We start from the raw sequence: 18,018 nt of genomic DNA, 5'->3' as shown, positions 1-18,018 counted from the left end.
TCTGGACCTGATCAAGAATACCCGCTGGTCCGCCGATGATGCCCCGACCTGTCGCACCCCGCGCGCGGTCAGCCCTTGCGCCACTTCTGGCTGGCGATCCCCGAGCAGTCCCACAGCTGCAGCCGCGCGCCGTCGTTGGCGTTGCGGTCCTTGATGTCGACGCACTTGTTGGCCTGCAGGTTGACCAGGTCCCCGGCCGGGCTCAGGGTGAACTGCTGGGCGCCGGTGCCGTTGCAGGTGTAGAGCTGGACCGTCGCGCCGTTGGCCGTCGAGCCGCCGTCGACGTCCATGCACTTGTTGTTCTGGCTGCGCAGGGCGGTGCCGGCGAAGGTCCACTGCTGCGCGTTGGTGTTGTTGCAGGTCCACATCTGCAGGGCGGCGCGGTCGACGAAGTTCGCGCTGGGCACGTCGATGCACTTGTTGTTCAGGCTGCTGACGAGAGCGGTCGGGGTGCTGGTCGCGCCGGCGCCGAACGGGCTGAGGACCAGTCCGGCGGCGCGGGGATCGCCGTCGTGCACCAGGGACTCGAAGCCGCCGACGTCGTCGAAGGCGAACGCGTACGCCTTGCCGTCGGCCATGTTGGCGTGGATCAGCCGGGCGTACTGGTTGGTGGGGGTGTTGCGGTAGAAGGCGGCGGCGTCGGTGCTGGGCTGGGTGTCGACGGTGCCGAGGGTGCCGCGGTTCAGCGCGGCGCAGAGCGTACGCGAGATCGGGCCGACGACCTGGTCGTTCGGCGCGGGCAGGTCGCCGTCGCAGCCCCAGACGCTGGCCGACGAGGGCCGGTTGAACGAGGCGACCACCTGGCCGCTGCCGTTGGTGAAGGTCATGGTGTTGCCGGAGGTCCGGCCGTAGTAGCGGACGGTGGGCTGGTTGACGAACGGGACCACGGTCAGCGTCCTGGTGGTGTACGCGTTCCACGCGGCGGCGATGTAGGAATCCAGGTAGGTGGGGCTGAGGAGTCCGGCGCCGGCCGCCTTGCCCGGGGCCAGCACCCGCAGCACGGTGCCGTCCGAGCGGGTGTGCACGGTGTTGGCCCAGCCCGGCTGGGCCCGGATCCCGTCGATGACCGCGTTGCGCCCGTTGGTCACCACGTCGCCGGTCCGCCTGGTCACGCCGCTGGCGCCGGTCACGGTCACCGCGTGCGGCACCGCGAACATGTCGACCTGTGAGCTGTTCAGCCACAGTCCCGAGTCGTTGTAGGTGAACTCGCTCCAGTCGAAGAGGATGTCGCGGTTGGCGTCACCCGCCGCCCACGGGGCGGGCTGCACGAGGCCGTCCGGCGTGAGGAAGAACTTCAGCTTCTGGCCGAGGGCGAAGTAGACCCGGCCGGAGAAGCCGCGGGGGAACTGGATCGTGGTGCTGCCGCCGTTGCCGGGTCCGGGAATGGCGGCGTCGGGCGCGGGTGCCGGCGGGATCTGCCCGCCCGTCCACGGCACGAAGGCGCCGGCGGCCGTCACGTAACCGAGCCGGCCGGTGGCCAGTTGGGTGCCGATGACGTAGAGGTGCACGGCGTCGGCGCGGCCGGTGGTGTTGGTGACGGTGACCGGCAGCAGGGCCGGACCGACCGCGTGCGCGGGGGCGGCGAGGGCGACGCTGCTGCCCAGGCCGACGAGCAGGGTGGACGCGGCTGCCAGCAGCCTTCTTCGAAGTCGCATGGGACACCCCAGGGTTGCGGAGGAGCGGGTGAGAGCGCTCTCTCAGCGTGTAATCGGAAACAACCTTTGTCAATAGGTGGTTGCCGATGCGTTGCGTCGGCGCGGCGCCGCCGGCCGGTGCGGGCTCGCCGGGCGATCCCGGCGACGTCGGCGGATACTTGCGCGATGACGAACCCCGACCTCGATCCCGAGTTGTACCCACCGCTCGACCCGCGTGAGACCGTGCCGGACGACCCCGCGGAACTACTCCCGGAAGGCCCCGGCGAGCTGCCGGAGGCGCCGGTCGAGCCCATGCCCGACGACGGCGAGGCCGGGGGAGTGCCCGAACCGGCCTGACGGCCGCCACGCCGAGGCACGGGGACCGTACGGGCCGACCCGGGTCGGCGAGACCCGGGCCTGGACCGGATCGTCGGTCCCCGCGCTCACTTCCCGGCCCGGGTGCGGGCCGGCCGCCGCCGCTTGTCGTCGTCGCCGCCGGCGAGTCGGGTGAAGGTCAGCATGTTCGCCACCGCGACGCCGACGACCGCGAAGCCGACCTGGAGCGCCAACACGATCCAGTCCCAGCGCAGCACCCAGAGCCGCATCGGGGCGTCGTCGGCGATGCCGAACGTCCGGGCGACCACGGTGCCGAGCACCGCCGCGCCGACGCCGATGACGAAGGTCGCGAAGATGCCGATCCGCTGCCGGCCGGGCAGCACCAAACGGCCGAGCAGGCCGACGAGGGCGCCGATGAGCACCGCGCCGAGATAACCAGTCACCAGCATCGTCGTCACTCCCTTTCCGCGTTCGGGTAGTACATGCCCGCCCGGCACGCCACCGGAAACCGGCCCGAGCTGAGCATCCCCTGTGGACCGAGCGGTGCGGCGTGGACGCTGAGCCCGGCGGGCGCGCGCGAACCGCCTCGCGCCGGGTAGTTTTCTCACGGCGGCTGATGATCGCCGTCGACGGAGGTGGCTGGCCGGATGAGCGACACGAAGCAGGCCGTCGGTGTCGTGGGCGGTGGCATCGTCGGCCTGGCGGTCGCACGGGAGCTGCTGCTGCGCCGGCCCGGCGCCGACGTCACGGTGTTCGAGAAGGAGGACCGGCTCGCCGCCCACCAGACCGGGCACAACAGCGGTGTGGTGCACGCCGGCCTCTACTATCCGCCCGGCTCGCTCAAGGCCCGGCTGTGCCGGCGGGGCGTCGGGCTGCTGCGCGAATACTGCGCCGAGCACCGCCTGCCCTACCGGGAACTCGGCAAGCTCGTGGTGGCGCTGAACCCCGCCGAGCTGCCGGCCCTGGACCGGATCGAGGAACGGGCGCGGGCCAACGGCGTACCGGACCTGGCCCGCCTGGACCGGGCCGGCATCGGCGACCGCGAGCCGGCGGTCGCCGGGATCGCCGCGCTGCACTCACCCCGTACCGCGGTGGTGGACTTCGTCGCCGTCTGCGAGCGGCTCGCCGCGGACGTGCGGCGACTCGGCGGTCAGGTGCTGACGTCCACCGCGGTGCACGCGGTCCGGCCGCGGGCCGGGCTGGTCGAGGTGTCGGCCGGCCACTCCCGGCACGCGCTGCGCCAGCTCGTGGTGTGCGCCGGGCTGTCCGGTGACACGGTGGCGGCGATGGTGGGCAGCCGCGACGACACGCGGATCCTCCCGTTCCGCGGCGAGTACTACCGGCTCCGGGCCGACGCGCGCGACCGGGTGCGGGGGCTGGTCTATCCGGTGCCGGACCCGCGCTACCCGTTCCTCGGCATCCACCTGACCCGCCACGTCGACGACGAGGTGCTGGCCGGGCCGAACGCCGTGCTCGCGCTGTCCACCGAGGGGTACACCTGGGGTGACGTCAGCGCGCGGGACCTGGCCCGGATCGTCGCGTGGCCGGGAACGGCGAGGATGGCGCGCCGGCACTGGCGGACCGGCGTGCGTGAGCTGGCCGGCTCGCTGTCCCGCCGGCGCTTCGCCCGGCACGCCGCGCGCTACCTGCCGGGACTCACCGCCGACGATCTGGTGCGGGCCCCGGCCGGGGTGCGCGCCCAGGCGGTGGCCCGGAACGGATCCCTGGTGGACGATTTCCTGCTCCACCGGGCGGGGCCGGTCCTCCTGGTCCGCAACGCGCCGTCGCCGGCGGCCACGTCGAGCCTCGCCATCGCCGAGCACGTCGTGGACCGGTTGGCGGCTGCCTGAGCCGGGCCGGCCGGCGGCTCACGGGTGGTGCGAGAGCAGCTCGGTCGCGCCCGGTGCCGGGGCGTTCGCCGGCCCCGGGCGCGCGCCGCGCACGACGTCCTCCGGCAGCCGGTCCAGCGACTCCTCCACGCCCATCAGATGGTTCGCCATCCGGGTGCGAGCCCGTTCGGGATCCCGCGCCGCCAGGGCCCGCCAGATCGCCACGTGCTCGTCGTGGGTACGCCCGTCGGCGCCCGCCTCGTGCAGGCTGCGCCACAGCCGGCCGCGAACGGTGCGTCCGGCGAACGCCTCGATCAGGCCGACCAGCACCGGATTGTCGCTGTGCGCCGCGATGATGCGGTGGAAGGCGATGTCGATCTCGATGACGCGTTCGTGGTCCTGCGGCGACCGGCCGACGATGAGGGCCGCCTCGTCGAGCAGCTCCCTGGCCTGGCTGAGCGCCTCATGGGTGATCCGGGTCGCGGCCAGTCGTGCCGCCTCCCCCTCCAGCAGGCGCCGGACGCTGTGGATGTGCCGCGCGTCGCCCTGGCCGTGGAAGTCGACCACGAAGCCCATCGGCGCCAGCAACTCGCTCGCGTCGAGGTTGGTGACGTAGGTCCCGTCGCCCTGCCGGGTGTTGACGATGCCGAGGATCGACAGCGCCGACACTCCTTCGCGCAGGGAACCCCGGGAGACGCCCAGCGACTCGGCGAGCTCCTTCTCGACCGGCAGGCGATCACCGGGCCGAAGTGCGCCGTCGAGGATCATCCGCTTGATGCTGTCCACCACTGCGTCGGTGCGTGACATGATCCGTGCTCCGCTATCTCGCCACCGCCGTCGCCGGCTCGTCGGTCAGGACGGTCAGCCGCGGGGGAGCGGTCGGCGTCCCGGCGCCGGCGGTCACCCAGTACTGGCCGTCCGGGAATCGGTACCGCTGCAGGGACTCGGGACGCATCTGCGTGGAGTAGCCCGGCGACCGGGGTAGCACGTAGGCGCTCCCCGAGCCGCTGTCCCGTACCAGGCACGGGTCGGTGAAGTGCTCGTGCAGGTGATCGACGAACTCGGTCACCCGGTTGGTCAGATCTCCCGAGACCGCGACGTAGTCGAGCACGGACACGTGCTGCACCATCTCGCACAACCCGACGCCGCCGGCGTGCGGACAGACCGGTACGTCGAACTTCGCTGCCAGCAGCAGCACCGCGACGATCTCGTTGACGCTGGCCAGCCGACCGGTGTCCAACTGGCAGAAGTCGATGGCCTCGGCCTGGAACAGCTGCTTGAACATCACCCGGTTGTGGCAGTGTTCGCCGGTGGCGACACCGACGGGCGCGACGGCGCGGCGGACGGCCGCATGTCCCAGGATGTCGTCGGGGCTGGTGGGTTCCTCGATCCACAGCGGATCGAACCGGGCGAGCGCCCGCACCCACTCGATGGCCTGGCCGACATCCCACACCTGGTTCGCGTCGATCATCAGCTTGCGGTGCGGACCGATGATCTCTCGCGCGATGGCGCAGCGTCGGATGTCGTCGTCGAGCTGGGCACCGACCTTGAGCTTGACGTGGCCGTAGCCCGCGTCGACCGCCTCCTGGCACAGCCAGCGCAGCTTGTCGTCGTCGTAGCCGAGCCAGCCCGCGGACGTGGTGTAGGCGGGGTAGCCGGTGCGGGCGAGCTCGGCGACGCGGTCGCCCTTCGTGCCCGCCCTGGCGCGGAGGATCTCCAGTGCCTCGTCCCGGGTCAACGCGTCGGACAGGTAGCGCAGGTCGGCGACGTCGACGAGCTGCTCCGGCGACATGTCGGTGAGCAGCTGCCACAGTGGCTTCCCGGCGGCGCGGGCGACGAGGTCCCAGGACGCGTTCAGCACGGCCGCCAGGGAGAGATGGACGACGCCCTTCTCCGGGCCGAGCCAGCGGAGCTGGGAGTCGGCGGTGAGAAACCGGTACAGCGCGCCCATGTCCGCCGCCATGGCCGCCACGTCCCAGCCGATGAGGCGTCGGGCCTGGAGCAGCGCCGCCGCCGCGACGATGTCGTTGCCCCGGCCGATCGTGAAGGTCAGCCCGTAGCCGCCGAGGGGCGCACCGGCCGGGTCGACGCCGTCGGTGTGCAGCACGACGTAGGCCGCCGAGTAGTCGCCGTCCTTGTTCATCGCGTCCGAGCCGTCCGCGGTCAGTGACGTGGGGAACCGGACGTCCTCGACGGTGACAGCGGTGATCTGCGGCATGAGGCACCCGTCTGCTCAGCGATCTAAAGGTCAGATGACCGTGGGAAGTATACGAAGGCGGCTCTCGAAGCGTCAACGAAGGTGCTGGGCGAGACATCCAATGTATCGGCGATTCCGACTGGTGTGACTGCGCGTGGAAGCGCGCCCATCGTCCTCTCCGGACCGCCGGGTGCGACCCTGCTCTGCGCGCCTGAGCGCGGTGCGTTCGGCGTGCTCCGGCGGGTGCTGGCCGTTCGTCGCCGCCGACGGCGGGGCGCGGGAGACATCAGACATCGCGGCAAGATGGACGGTTCGGGGGCGTAGTGTCGACCAACTTCGTTACAGCCGTTGACTCGATACATCAAATGTTTGTAGATTCCTGGCACCTTACTCAGAGCCTCGTCCTGCTGCCGGTCGCGCCGCACGCCCCCTGTCGGTGTCGAGCTCCCAGTCGTACTGGCGCCACGCCGGCCGGGTGCAAGGTTCCCGTGCGCTCGAGGACCTCCCCACTGCCGGAAACATCGTCCGTCCCACGAGAGGTACTTTCTGAAATGAGAAGACGACCCAGCCGCGTCGCAGCCCTTGCGGCCGCGGTCACGCTCTGCCCCGCAGCCCTCGTTGCGCCATCAGCGGCGTCCGCCGGCGGTGTGGCCGCCCTGGCGCCACCAACCCAGGACGCACCCTATGAGCCGACCTGGGAGTCGATCGACCAACACAACGCCGCACCCGAGTGGTTCAAGGACGCCAAGTTCGGCATCTACTGGCACTGGGGCGCCTTCACCACCCCGCAGTACGGGCACGAGTGGTACGGCCGCGAGATGTACGTCGACGGCAGCAACATCAACAACCATCACAAGGCCACCTATGGCGACCCCCGCACCGAGTTCGGGTACGACAAGTTCATCGACGGCGGTGTCGACAAGGCCGGCAACCCGGTGCAGTTCAAGCCGGTGTTGAAGTCGCAGGGCGGCAAGTTCGACCCCGACGAGTGGGCCCGACTGTTCAAGGACTCCGGCGCCAAGTTCAGTGGACCGGTGGCGGAGCACCACGACGGCTACTCCATGTGGGACAGCGACGTCAACGAGTGGAACTCCGTCGACCGGGGACCGAAGCTCGACCTGCTCAAGCTCTTCGCCGAGGCGGTGCGGAAGCAGGACATGAAGCTGATGGTCGCCATGCACCAGTCGTTCAACTACAACGGCTTCTACCGGTTCGTCCCACAACAGACGGACCCGAGTCTGCGCAAGCTCTACGGGCAGCTTCCCCGCGCCGAGGAGGACCAGCTCTGGTTCGACAAGCAGCGGGAGGTCATCGACCAGGCGCAGCCGGACATGATCTGGAACGACTTCGCGCTCAACAGCCCGGGCTACTGCCACGGCGACCCCGGCCCCTGCGCGGTGAGCGAGCAGCAACGGCTGAACTACCTGGCCTACTACTTCAACAAGGGCCGCGAGTGGAACAAGGAGGTGGTGACCACCTACAAGCACTTCGACGGCGGCTTCCACAACGCCAGCGCCGTCGAGGACTACGAGCGCGGCGGGCCGGCGGACATCGTACGGCCGTACTGGCTCACCGACGACGCGATCTCCTCCAGCAGTTGGAGCTACACCCAGGGCATCGGGTACTACAGCTCCCAGCAGATGCTGCACGCGCTCGTCGACCGGGTCAGCAAGAACGGCAACATGCTGCTCAACGTCTCCCCGACGGTGGAAGGGGAGATCCCGCAGGGCCAGCGCGACGTGCTGCACGACATCGGTGACTACCTGAACCGCTGGGGCGAGTCCATCTACTCCACCCGGGCGTGGGACATCTACGGCGAAGGCCCGACCAAGATGGGCGGCGGATCGTTCACCGCGCCGAAGGTCGGGACCAAGACCGACATCCGGTTCACCCGCAACAAGAAGGACGACACCCTGTATGCGACGGTGCTCGGCTGGCCGGGCGACAACGGAGTCCTCAACATCACCAGCCTCGGCTCGGCGACGACCAACCTCCAGGACCTGAAGAAGGTCGAGCTGCTGGGCGCCACCAAGAACAGCTACCTCAACCTGACCAAGAACGTCCGACAGGACCCGGACGGCCTGAAGATCGCCATGCCCGGCCAGCGGCCCGTCGCGTCGTCCGCGTACGTGGTCAAGCTGAGCTTCAAGGACGGCATCCCGACGCCCCGGCCCACGGCCGACGGTGCCAGCGTCTACCAGACCAAGGATTTCCTCGGGGTCAGCGCGCTGCTCAAGCCGGGTTCCTACGACAAGGCGGCGCTTGCCGACCTCAGCTTCGACCCGGCGAAGACCGCCTCGCTGAGCGTCGCCGCGGACACTCAGCTGCTGCTCTACCCCGGTGACAACTTCCAGGGTGAGCCGCTGTCGTTCACCGGCTCCGTCAGCGCCCTGCCGAAGCTCACCGTGGGCTCGATCCGCGTCGTCAAGGACGTCAGCACGCCGTTCGTGTTCAAGAACGCCACCAACGGCATGGTCCTCGACACCGACTCCGGCGAGGACGGCGCCACCGTCAAGCAGCAACCCGGTGACGGCAGCGCGGAGCAGCAGTGGCAACTGACCGAGAAGGCACCCGGTTTCTACCACATCACCAACCCCGGCACCGGGCTGGCGATCGACGGACTCGGGCGGGGGAGCGGAACCCAGGTCCAGCAGAAGGCACCGAGTGCGGCCGACAGCCAACTGTGGCGCCTGGCCAGCGTCGGCAGCGTGTACAACGTGATCAACAAGCAGACCGGCCTGGCGTTGGACAGCGGCGGCAACGTGCCAGCGGGCTCGCCGCTCAAGCAGTGGACCGTCGACTCCAGCAACAACCTACGGTGGACCCTCACTCCCGTGAGCTGACCCAGCTAACCCGTCCGCACTGACCCGGAACGGCGCCGCCCGGGGCCGGCACACGCCGGCCCCGGACGCATTTCTGTTCGCGGGGTGAGCCCGTTCAGGCCGACGTCAACGGCAGTTGGCTGATGAGTCCGGCCCGGTGCAGGGCGGGCCAGAGCGCGGCGGGTATCGCGGCTGACGCCCGCTGGACGGTCTCGTGCACCTGACGGGCGCTCGCCATCCCGATCGTCAGCGACACGACGGCGGGGTGTGCGCGGGCGTAGGCGAGTGCCGCGGCGGGCAGTGTCGTGCCGTACTCCTCGCAGACCCCGGCGATCCGGTTGGCCCGGTCGAGAAGTTCCGTCGGAGCCTGGGCGTAGTTGTAACTGGCGTTGGTCGGCGGCCGGTCCCGGGCCAACAGGCCGGAGTTGTAGACGCCGGCGACGACGACCGCGACGTCGTGCCGTAGCGCGGCGGGCAGCAGGTCGGCCAGGGCGCCCTGTTCGAGCAGGGTGAACCTGCCCGCGCACATGACGACGTCGACGTCCGTCTCCTCGACGAGCCGGGTCAGCATCCGGGACTGGTTCATGCCCGCGCCGATCGCCCCGATGACGTTCTGCTCCCGCAGTTCGACGAGAGCGGGGATCGCCTCGCTGATGGCCTGCTCGGCATGGTCGTCGGGGTCATGGAGATAGACGATGTCGATCCGGTCCAGACCGGTGCGGGTGAGGCTCTCGTCGAGGCTGCGACGCACCCCGTCGCGGCTGAAGTCCCACACCCGGCGACGGTCGGCGGGGACGTCGAAGCCGTCCGGGTCCCGCAGGTGCGCGGTGTCCGGGGACGGGACCAGGAGCCGTCCGACCTTTGTCGACACGACGTACTCGTCCCGGGGCCGGGACCGCAGGGCGGCGCCGAGTCGTCGTTCCGACAGGCCCAGCCCGTAGTGCGGTGCGGTGTCGAAATAGCGGATGCCGACGTCCCAGGCGGCGTCGATCGCGGCGGCGACGTCCTCGTCGCTCCTGGCGCGGTAGAGGCTGCCGGCCTGTGCGGCGCCGAAGCTGAGCGTGCTCACCTCCACCGCGGGCCTGCGGGGCAGCGCCACCGGCCGGATCACCGGCGGCCCACTGCGGTTGTGCTGCTGATCCTGTGCCACGGACATCATCTCCAGGTGCTCGTCGGTGCTCGTGGTGGAGCTGCCGGTCAGCGGCCGAGCCAGCCACCGTCGACCGGGATGGCGGCCCCGTGCACGTAGTCGGACGCGGCGCTGGCCAGGAAGACGCAGGCGCCGGCCAGGTCGTCGGGGCGCCCCCAGCGACCGGCGGGGATGCGTCCGACGATCGCCGTGTTGCGGTCCCGGTCCTCCCGCAGGGCCTGGGTGTTGTCGGTGGCGATGTAGCCGGGGACGATGGCGTTGACGTTGACGCCGTGGGCCGCCCATTCGTTGGCCAGTGCCCGGGTGAGGCCGATCAGCCCGGACTTGGCCGCCGTGTAGCCGGGCACGTTGATGCCGCCCTGGAAGCTGAGCAGGGAGGCGGTGAAGATGATCTTCCCCCGGCCGCGGGCCAGCATGCCGTTGCCGATCTGCCGGGTCAGCACGAACTGGGCGGACAGGTTCACCGCGAGGACCTCGTCCCACAGCTCGTCGCCGTGCTGCGCGGCCGGTGCGCGTCTGATGGTGCCGGCGTTGTTGACCAGGATGTCGACCGGCCGGTCGCCGTGCTCCAGCCGGTCGGCGAAGGCGGTGACGGCGGCGCGGTCGGCGAAGTCGACCTGGTGTGCCGCGAAGCTGCGGCCGTGGCCGCGGACGCGCTTCTCGACCTCGCTGCCGGTGGGTTCGAGGTGGGCACTGACCGCGACGATGTCGGCGCCGGCGGCAGCGAGGCCGTCCGCGACGGCCAGGCCGATGCCGCGCCGGGCGCCGGTGACGACGGCCAGCCGGCCGGACAGGTCGAAGGGGTTCACGGGGTGGCCTCCTGGCAGTCGATCAGGACCTTCATGACGGCTCCGCCGCCGCCGAGCGCGGCGAAGGCGGCGGCCGCGTCGGCGAGCGGCTCGACGTGGGTGATCAGCGCCTCGGCCGCGATGGTGCCGTCGGTGAGCAGGTCGATCGCGGATTCGTAGTCGGCGCGCTCGTAGACCCGGGCGCCGACCATGGACAGCTCCCGCCAGAAGAACCGGAACACGTCGAGCTCGCGCGGCTGGTTGTGGATGCCCACCACCACCAGCCGGCCGCGCGTCGCCAACAGGTCGACCGCGGTGGTGAGGCCGGCCGCCGAGCCGGAGACCTCGAAGGCGACGGCCGGCCCGGCGCCGGCGGTCCAGGCGGCGACCTCGGCCGCCAGATCGCCGGCCGAGGGATCGAGGGCGCGGATGCCGATCCTCTCGGCGACAGCCCGGCGGTGTGGGTCCGGTTCCAGGACGACGGCCTCGGCGCCGGCCGCCCGCGCCACCTGGGCGATCAGGACGCCGACCGGGCCGCCACCGATCACCAGCGCCTGGTCGCCACGGTGCAGGTCGGCGCGGCGCACGTCGTGTACCGCGACCGCGGTGGGTTCGACCAGCGCCGCGTGCCGCAGCGGAAGGTCCTCGGGCAGGGGGACGACGAGGTCGGCCGGCACGGTCCACTGCTGCTGCATCGACCCGGTCGAGTCGATGCCGACGAAGTCGAGCCGGTGACAGATGTGCCGGTGGCCGGCCAGGCACGCGGGGCACGAACCGCACCAGCGCAGGGGCATCACGGTGACCGGCGTCCCGACCGCGAAACCGTCGACACCCGGGCCGAGGGCGGCGATGCGGCCGGACATCTCGTGTCCGATCGTCTGGGGAATCTGTACCCGGTGGTCCATCGCCCCGTGCAGGATGTGCAGGTCGGTGCCGCAGATGCCGGTGTAGGCGACGTCGATCTGCACCTCGCCGGCGGCGGGAGGGACGGCGGGACGGTCCTCGACCACGATTGTCGAGTTGCCCGCGTACAGAGCTGAACGCATGGGTGGTCCTTCGCTGTTGGTCGGTGGCTGCGGCGACCACGCCGCCGCGGCTCACACCGGACATGGCGACGAGGATCCCGGCCGGGTTGCTGGGCTTGCGGGCTGACGCCCCTACCGTTCTTCCGCCAGGTGCAGGCGTAACCAACTCTCCGTCGTGATGATGTGCATCAGGGCGGCCGCCTGCGCCTGGATCGCGTCGCCGGCGGCGAGCGCCAGATAGATCGCTTCGTGCTCCCGCAGCGTCTGACCGGCCGCGTCGGCGTCGACGAGCCCGCGCCAGACCCGCGCCCGCACGGTCCGGCTGGATATCCCCTCCAGGACCGTCGACAGTGTCTCGTTGCCGGTGGCCGCGACGACCGCGCGGTGGAACGCGGCGTCGTGCTGGTTGAGCAGCTCCACATCGTCGGCGGCCGCGCGCATCGCCTCCAGGTGCCCCTGGACGACGGCGAGCTGCTGGGGCGTGATGCGCGTGGCGGCCAGCGCGGTGGCGGCGGGTTCGAACAGCCGCCGCACCTCGGTCAGCTCGAGCATCGTGTCACCCTGCAACAGCTCGACCGCGCCGCCGATGCTCTCCAGCAACAACCGCGGTTCGAGGCTGGTGACGAAGGTGCCGTTTCCTCGGCGCACCTCCAGCACCCGTGCGGCCACCAGCGCCCGTACCGCCTCCCGCATGATGTTGCGGCCCACCCCCAGCTCCGTGGCTAGTTGCTGCTCGGGTGGCAGCCGGGTGCCGGGCGGCAGCTCACCGGACTGGATCAGCTCACGCAGGCGCGTCATCGCCTTGTCGGTCAGCGACATGTCGTGCCCCTTGGTCGGGTGCCCCCGCCCACGGAACGGGCGGCGGGTGGAGTGTTCGCGGGAGCCTGAACCGTAACAGGTGATCCCATGTCTGGAAACCTGCGTAACGACTCCCCGAATCTCTTGATCGGACCGGAGCAGGCAAAAGCCTTTAAGGACACCATGTTTCGAAACTGTGTCTAGACGCAGCTCGCGGGGGCGGGCTATAAAGACATCCCATGGCCTACGGGTTACCGGTCGATGAGCGACAGCGACGGACGGCGATGCCGCAGCCGGCACGTGCGGCGGGTGGAGGAGGTGACGTGCGGTGACCGAGGTGATCAGCGCGATCGAGGCGGTCGATGTCCGGTTCCCCACCTCCCGCGAGTTGGACGGGTCCGACGCGATGAACCCGGAGCCGGACTACTCGGCGACGTACGTGACCGTCCGCACCAGCGCCGGCGCGCAGGGGTTCGGGCTGGCCTTCACGGTCGGTCGCGGCAACGACGTCCAGCAGGCTGCCGTCCAGGCGTTGGCGCCGCTGGTGACCGGGTTGCCGGTCGACGACGTCCTCGGGGACCTGAGGGGCTTCTCGGCCAGGCTGACCGGTGACAGCCAGCTGCGCTGGCTCGGCCCGCACAAGGGCGTCATCCACATGGCCGCCGGGGCGATCGTGAACGCGACCTGGGACCTGTACGCGCGTCGGGAGGACAAGCCACTGTGGCGGTTGCTGGCCGAGATGCCACCGGCGCAGTTGGTGAGCATGATCGACTTCCGTTATCTGCGCGACGCGCTCACCCCGGACGAGGCGCTGGACATCCTGCGTCGGGCGCAGCCCGGTCGGGCCGAGCGGCAGCGGCAGCTGATCGCCGAGGGTTATCCGGCCTACACCACCACCCCCGGCTGGCTCGGCTACACCGACGAGAAGCTGGTGCGGCTGGCCAAGGAGGCGGTGGCCGACGGGTTCGACCTGATCAAACTGAAGGTCGGCGCGGACAACGGCGCCGATGTCCGGCGGATGGGTCTGGCCCGGGACGCGGTGGGCTCGGACGTGCGGATCGCGGTCGACGCCAACCAGGCATGGGGGGTCGATCAGGCGATCACCTGGCTGCGGTCGCTCGCGCCGTACGAGCCGTACTGGATCGAGGAACCGACCTCACCCGACGACATCCTGGGCCACGCGACCATCCGGCGAGCGGTGGCGCCGATCAAGGTGGCCACCGGCGAGCACTGCCACAACCAGGTCATGTTCAAGCAGTTGCTGCAGTCGGGGGCCATCGACGTGCTGCAACTGGACGCGACGCGCGTGGCCGGCGTCAACGAGAACATCGCGATCCTGCTGCTGGCGGCGAAGTACGGCGTGCCGGTGTGCCCGCACGCCGGCGGCGTGGGCCTGTGCGAGATGGTCCAGCACCTGGCGATGTTCGACTACGTCGCCGTCAGCGGCAGCACGGACGGCCGGTTCATCGAGTACGTCGACCACCTGCACCAGCACTTCGTCGACCCGGTGCGCATCCGGGACGGGCGGTACCTCGCGCCGCGGGCGCCGGGCATGAGCGCCCGGATGCATCCCCGGTCGGTCACCGCGTACCACTATCCGAACGGCCCGCAATGGAATCTCGCGGGAGCACCATCCGAGCACCGCTAATTTCCCTCTGAGTGCCCTCCACACAGGAGCCGTGATGAAACCTAGCAGGACCGCCTCGGCCGCCGCCCTCGTCATGTCCGTCGCACTGCTGCTGACCGCGTGCGGTGGCGACACGTCGTCCAGCGGAGGCGGCGGTGGCGCCCCCGTCGTCGGTGTCGACTACCCCCGATCGGACACCGACTTCTGGAACTCCTACATCAAGTACGCCCCCGAGGCCGGGCAGGAGCTGGGCCTGGAGCTGAAGACGACCAACTCCCAGAACGACGTGGCGAAGCTGACCTCCAACGTCCAGACGCTGATCAGCCAGGGGGTCAAGGGCATCGCGATGGCACCGCAGGACACCGCCGCGATCGCGCCCGCCCTGCAGACGTTGGCGAGCAAGAAGATCCCGGTCGTCACCGTGGACACCCGCCCCGACCAGGGTGACGTGTTCATGGTCGTACGGGCCGACAACCGCGCCTACGGCGAGAAGGCGTGCCACTTCCTCGGCACCAAGCTCAAGGGCGCCGGCAAGGTGGTCATGCTCCAGGGCGATCTGGCCTCGATCAACGGTCGCGACCGCACCGAGGCGTTCAACGACTGCATGAAGAAGAGCTACCCCGGCATCACCGTCTTCGGCGAGGCCACCAACTGGGACGGCGCGATCGCCTCGCAGAAGCTGCAGATCCGGCTGACCGAGCACCCGGACATCAAGGGCGTCTACATGCAGTCCAGCTTCGCCCTGGCCGGGACGTTGCAGCTGCTCAAGCAGCGTAACCTGCTCACCGCGCCGGACGACCCCAAGCACGTCTTCGTGGTCTCCAACGACGGCATCCCCAAGGAGCTGCAGGACATCACCGCCGGGAACATCGACGCCACCGTCTCCCAGCCCGCGGACCTGTACGCCAAGTACGCCCTGCACTACCTGAAGGCCGCCATCGACGGTAAGACCTTCCAGCCCGGCCCCACCGACCACGACAGCAACATCATCGAAGTCCGTCCGGGCCTGCTGGAGGACCAGCTCTCGGCGCCGCTGGTCACGCTCGACGGCGGTACGTACGGCGGCGTGGAGAGCCTCAAGCCCGACGACAAGTCCCTCTGGGGCAACAACATCGGCTGACCGCGGTCCCGAAGGAGATATGCGCTCATGAACGGTAACGGGCAGCCTTCGACACGCTCGTCACCGGCTCCGAATGGCGACGGGCGGGCCCGATCGGGCCCGCCCGTGGCGGAGGCGATCGACGTCAGCAAGCGGTACGGCCCGACGGTGGCGCTCGACCGGGCCCGGATCACCGTCCACAGCGGCGAGACCCACGCCCTGGTCGGCCGGAACGGGGCGGGAAAGTCGACCCTCGTGTCGATCCTGACCGGTTTGCAGGCCCCGGACGCCGGTCAGATCCGGTTCGGCGGGGCCGACGCACCCCGGCTGTCCGACCGCGACGCGTGGCGGCAGAGGGTCGCCTGCGTCTACCAGAAGTCCACCATCATCCCCGAGCTGACGGTGGCCGAGAACCTCCTGCTCAACCGGTACGACCGCGGTCGCGGCGGCCTGATCAACTGGCGTGGCCTGCGGCAGCGGGCCCGGGACCTGCTGGCGCTGTGGTCGGTCGACGTCGACGTCGACAGCAGAGCCGGTGACCTCAGCGTCGAGCAGCGGCAGTTCGTGGAGATCGCCCGGGCGTTGTCGTTCGGTGCCCGGTTCATCGTGCTGGACGAGCCGACCGCCCAACTCGACGCGGCCGCGATCGCCCGCCTGTTCGACCACATCCGGGATTTGCAGCAGCAGGGCGTCACGTTCCTGTTCATCAGCCATCACCTGCAGGAGATCTACGAGATCTGCGACATCGTGACGGTCTACCGCGACGCCCGGCACATCATCACCGCTCCGGTCGCCGAGCTGCCCCGCGACGAGCTGGTCGCCGCGATGACCGGCGAGGCCGCGGCGCTGCAGGCGGCCCGTACCCGCAACGGGCCCGCCGGACCGGCCGAGGTGGTGCTCGACGTGTCCGACCTGCGGATGGGCGGCTTCTACGACGACGTGTCGTTCCAGGTCCGGTCCGGTGAGATCATCGGCCTGGCCGGCGCCGGCGGCAGTGGCAAGACCGCGGTCGCCGAGTCCGTCGTCGGACTTCGCACCCCCGACGCGGGCGCGGTCACCGTCGGCGGTCACCGGCCCCGGCCCGGCGACGTCAACGCCGCGCTGGCGGCGGGCGTCGGATTCGTGCCCCAGGACCGGCACCAGCAGGGCCTGGTCGCGGGTATGTCGATCGCCGACAACGCCACCATGACCATCACGGAACGGCTCGGCCGGGCCGGCTTCCTGAGCACCCGGCGCCGCGACACGGTCGCCAACCGCCTGATCGACGACCTGGCGATCAAGACTCCCGGCCCGGATCTGGAGGTCTCCGGGCTGTCCGGCGGCAACCAGCAGAAGGTGGTGATGGCCCGGGCCCTCGCCAACGATCCTCGCGTGCTGGTGCTCATCACGCCGACGGCGGGGGTCGACGTGCGTTCCAAGGAGTTCCTGCTCGACAAGGTCGACGAGGTCGCGGATACCGGCACCGGTGTCCTGGTCGCCTCGGACGAGCTCGACGACCTGCGAATCTGCGACCGCGTCCTGGTGATGTTCCAGGGGCGCATCGTCGCCGACATGCCCAGTGGCTGGCGTGACCACGACCTCGTAGCCGCCATGGAAGGACTGACCGTCGATGCCTGAGACCATGACCACCGCGAATGCGGCCACCGCCGACGCGGCTGTCGCGGCCGGACCACCACCCGGTCGACGCGTCGGCAAGCTCGCCATCGCCCGGCTGCGCGACCTCGCACTGGTCCCCGCGATCGTGCTCATCGCGATCGTCGGCCAGATCATCAACCCGGTCTTCCTGCAGCCGGACAACCTCATCAACATCGCGCAGACCATGTCGGAGATCGGGCTGCTGGTGTTGGCCCAGACCATCGTGCTGGTCTCCGGCAAGATGGACCTGTCGCTGGAGTCGACGTTCGGTCTGGCGCCCGGCGTCGCGGCGTGGATGACCGTCGCGGTCGGCGCCGGTCACGGCACCGGCCTGCTCTCCGGCGGCTGGGCCATCCCGGTCACCCTGCTGGTGGGCGCGCTCATCGGCCTCGCCAACGCCGCGCTGATCGTGCGGTTCGGCCTGCACGGGTTCATCGTCACCCTGGGCATGCTCATCGTCCTGCGCGGTCTGCTCACCGGGATCTCCGGCGGCCAGACCTTCTTCAACCTGCCCGAGTCGATGATGTATCTCGGCACCGCTGTCTGGTTCGGAGTGCCCGCCTCTATCTGGATCTGTGTCACACTCTTCGCCGCCGGGATCATCCTGCTCGGCTACACCGGCTTCGGCCGCTCGCTGTACGCGATCGGCGGCAACGTCGACGCCGCGAAGGCCGCCGGTATCCGCACCGACCGGGTGCTCTGGACCGCGCTGACCATCGCCAGCGTGCTGGCTGCGCTGGGCGGTCTGATGCTCTCCGGCCGGCTGGCCTCCGTCGCCGCGTCCCAGGGCAACGGCGCCATCTTCACCGTCTTCGCCGCCGCGGTCATCGGCGGCGTCAGCCTCAACGGCGGCAAGGGCACGATGTTCGGCGCCTTCACCGGCATCCTGCTGCTGTTCATGATCCAGAACGTGTTGACCCTCGCCGGTGTGCCCGCGCAGTGGATCGGCGCGCTCAACGGCGCCATCATCCTCATCGCGCTCGTCGTTTCCCGCATCACCGGCGGCAAGGCGCATGAGTAGCGCCCGGCCGTGGGCCTCGATCCGCCCGGGGCGAGGCCCACGGCCGACGCGGGTGCA

The 18,018-nt window shown here is 70.3% G+C and carries 15 protein-coding genes; 7 read left to right on the top strand and 8 right to left on the bottom strand.

The window, feature by feature from the left end; translation table 11 throughout:
- Nucleotides 1-68 precede the first annotated feature (68 nt).
- A complete protein-coding gene (locus tag K7640_RS24725; RefSeq protein ID WP_222957302.1) occupies nt 69-1,655 on the bottom strand; it encodes a beta-1,3-glucanase family protein in 1,587 nt (528 codons plus the stop codon).
- A 165-nt stretch (nt 1,656-1,820) separates the two neighbouring features.
- Between K7640_RS24725 and K7640_RS24720 the strand changes: the two genes are divergently transcribed.
- A complete protein-coding gene (locus tag K7640_RS24720) occupies nt 1,821-1,991 on the top strand; it encodes a hypothetical protein (protein WP_222957301.1) in 171 nt (56 codons plus the stop codon).
- An 86-nt stretch (nt 1,992-2,077) separates the two neighbouring features.
- Here the strand turns inward: K7640_RS24720 and K7640_RS24715 are convergent, their stop codons facing one another.
- A complete protein-coding gene (locus K7640_RS24715) occupies nt 2,078-2,419 on the bottom strand; it encodes a GlsB/YeaQ/YmgE family stress response membrane protein (RefSeq protein ID WP_255609891.1) in 342 nt (113 codons plus the stop codon).
- Nucleotides 2,420-2,617: 198 nt separating this feature from the next.
- On the opposite strand from K7640_RS24715, the gene lhgO reads away from it, so the two are divergent.
- Nucleotides 2,618-3,820 carry an L-2-hydroxyglutarate oxidase gene (gene lhgO / locus K7640_RS24710; RefSeq protein ID WP_222957300.1) on the top strand — a complete coding sequence of 401 codons (1,203 nt, stop codon included), beginning with the start codon at nt 2,618-2,620 and terminating at the stop codon, nt 3,818-3,820.
- A gap of 18 nt (nt 3,821-3,838) precedes the next feature.
- Here lhgO and K7640_RS24705 read toward each other — a convergent pair whose 3' ends face one another.
- Nucleotides 3,839-4,606: a FadR/GntR family transcriptional regulator gene (locus K7640_RS24705; protein ID WP_222957299.1), complete on the bottom strand. Its 768-nt coding sequence runs from the start codon at nt 4,604-4,606 to the stop codon at nt 3,839-3,841.
- 13 nt (nt 4,607-4,619) lie between these two features.
- Nucleotides 4,620-6,017, bottom strand: a complete 1,398-nt coding sequence (locus K7640_RS24700) for an enolase C-terminal domain-like protein (RefSeq protein WP_222957298.1) — start codon at nt 6,015-6,017, stop codon at nt 4,620-4,622.
- 626 nt (nt 6,018-6,643) lie between these two features.
- On the opposite strand from K7640_RS24700, the gene K7640_RS24695 reads away from it, so the two are divergent.
- Nucleotides 6,644-8,839, top strand: coding sequence for an alpha-L-fucosidase (locus K7640_RS24695; RefSeq protein ID WP_308042693.1), 2,196 nt, complete (start codon nt 6,644-6,646; stop codon nt 8,837-8,839).
- A 94-nt stretch (nt 8,840-8,933) separates the two neighbouring features.
- Here the strand turns inward: K7640_RS24695 and K7640_RS24690 are convergent, their stop codons facing one another.
- The 4 genes from K7640_RS24690 to K7640_RS24675 form a co-directional block, all read right to left on the bottom strand.
- Entirely contained in the window at nt 8,934-9,968 is a 1,035-nt protein-coding gene (locus K7640_RS24690; protein ID WP_308042692.1) for an aldo/keto reductase, read from the bottom strand.
- A gap of 47 nt (nt 9,969-10,015) precedes the next feature.
- Nucleotides 10,016-10,777, bottom strand: coding sequence for an SDR family oxidoreductase (locus K7640_RS24685; protein ID WP_222957296.1), 762 nt, complete (start codon nt 10,775-10,777; stop codon nt 10,016-10,018).
- On the bottom strand, nt 10,774-11,802 hold the full coding sequence (locus K7640_RS24680) for a zinc-binding dehydrogenase (RefSeq protein ID WP_222957295.1): 1,029 nt from the start codon (nt 11,800-11,802) through the stop codon (nt 10,774-10,776). The genes K7640_RS24685 and K7640_RS24680 overlap by 4 nt, the downstream gene beginning before the upstream one ends.
- 111 nt (nt 11,803-11,913) lie before the next feature.
- Nucleotides 11,914-12,600: a FadR/GntR family transcriptional regulator gene (locus K7640_RS24675; protein ID WP_222957294.1), complete on the bottom strand. Its 687-nt coding sequence runs from the start codon at nt 12,598-12,600 to the stop codon at nt 11,914-11,916.
- 307 nt (nt 12,601-12,907) lie between these two features.
- On the opposite strand from K7640_RS24675, the gene K7640_RS24670 reads away from it, so the two are divergent.
- From K7640_RS24670 to K7640_RS24655, 4 genes are all read left to right on the top strand, one after another.
- Entirely contained in the window at nt 12,908-14,227 is a 1,320-nt protein-coding gene (locus tag K7640_RS24670) for an enolase C-terminal domain-like protein (RefSeq protein ID WP_308042691.1), read from the top strand.
- 34 nt (nt 14,228-14,261) lie between these two features.
- Entirely contained in the window at nt 14,262-15,326 is a 1,065-nt protein-coding gene (locus tag K7640_RS24665) for a sugar ABC transporter substrate-binding protein (RefSeq protein ID WP_222957293.1), read from the top strand.
- Nucleotides 15,327-15,431: 105 nt separating this feature from the next.
- Entirely contained in the window at nt 15,432-16,922 is a 1,491-nt protein-coding gene (locus K7640_RS24660) for a sugar ABC transporter ATP-binding protein (RefSeq protein ID WP_308042690.1), read from the top strand.
- Nucleotides 16,915-17,961 carry an ABC transporter permease gene (locus tag K7640_RS24655; protein WP_222957291.1) on the top strand — a complete coding sequence of 349 codons (1,047 nt, stop codon included), beginning with the start codon at nt 16,915-16,917 and terminating at the stop codon, nt 17,959-17,961. The genes K7640_RS24660 and K7640_RS24655 overlap by 8 nt, the downstream gene beginning before the upstream one ends.
- Nucleotides 17,962-18,018: the final 57 nt, after the last annotated feature.

Origin of the sequence: Micromonospora sp. PLK6-60 (assembly GCF_019890675.1) — a bacterium.
Classification (GTDB): Bacteria; Actinomycetota; Actinomycetes; order Mycobacteriales; family Micromonosporaceae; genus Micromonospora.
This window is presented reverse-complemented; position numbering and strand designations above follow the sequence as displayed.

Coding starts and splice junctions, on each gene's coding strand:
- K7640_RS24725 (WP_222957302.1), bottom strand. CDS start 1,655: ATGCGACTTCGAAGAAGGCTGCTGGCAGCCGCGTCCACCCTGCTCGTC.
- K7640_RS24720 (WP_222957301.1), top strand. CDS start 1,821: ATGACGAACCCCGACCTCGATCCCGAGTTGTACCCACCGCTCGACCCG.
- K7640_RS24715 (WP_255609891.1), bottom strand. CDS start 2,419: ATGCTGGTGACTGGTTATCTCGGCGCGGTGCTCATCGGCGCCCTCGTC.
- lhgO (WP_222957300.1), top strand. CDS start 2,618: ATGAGCGACACGAAGCAGGCCGTCGGTGTCGTGGGCGGTGGCATCGTC.
- K7640_RS24705 (WP_222957299.1), bottom strand. CDS start 4,606: ATGTCACGCACCGACGCAGTGGTGGACAGCATCAAGCGGATGATCCTC.
- K7640_RS24700 (WP_222957298.1), bottom strand. CDS start 6,017: ATGCCGCAGATCACCGCTGTCACCGTCGAGGACGTCCGGTTCCCCACG.
- K7640_RS24680 (WP_222957295.1), bottom strand. CDS start 11,802: ATGCGTTCAGCTCTGTACGCGGGCAACTCGACAATCGTGGTCGAGGAC.
- K7640_RS24675 (WP_222957294.1), bottom strand. CDS start 12,600: ATGTCGCTGACCGACAAGGCGATGACGCGCCTGCGTGAGCTGATCCAG.
- K7640_RS24665 (WP_222957293.1), top strand. CDS start 14,262: ATGAAACCTAGCAGGACCGCCTCGGCCGCCGCCCTCGTCATGTCCGTC.
- K7640_RS24655 (WP_222957291.1), top strand. CDS start 16,915: ATGCCTGAGACCATGACCACCGCGAATGCGGCCACCGCCGACGCGGCT.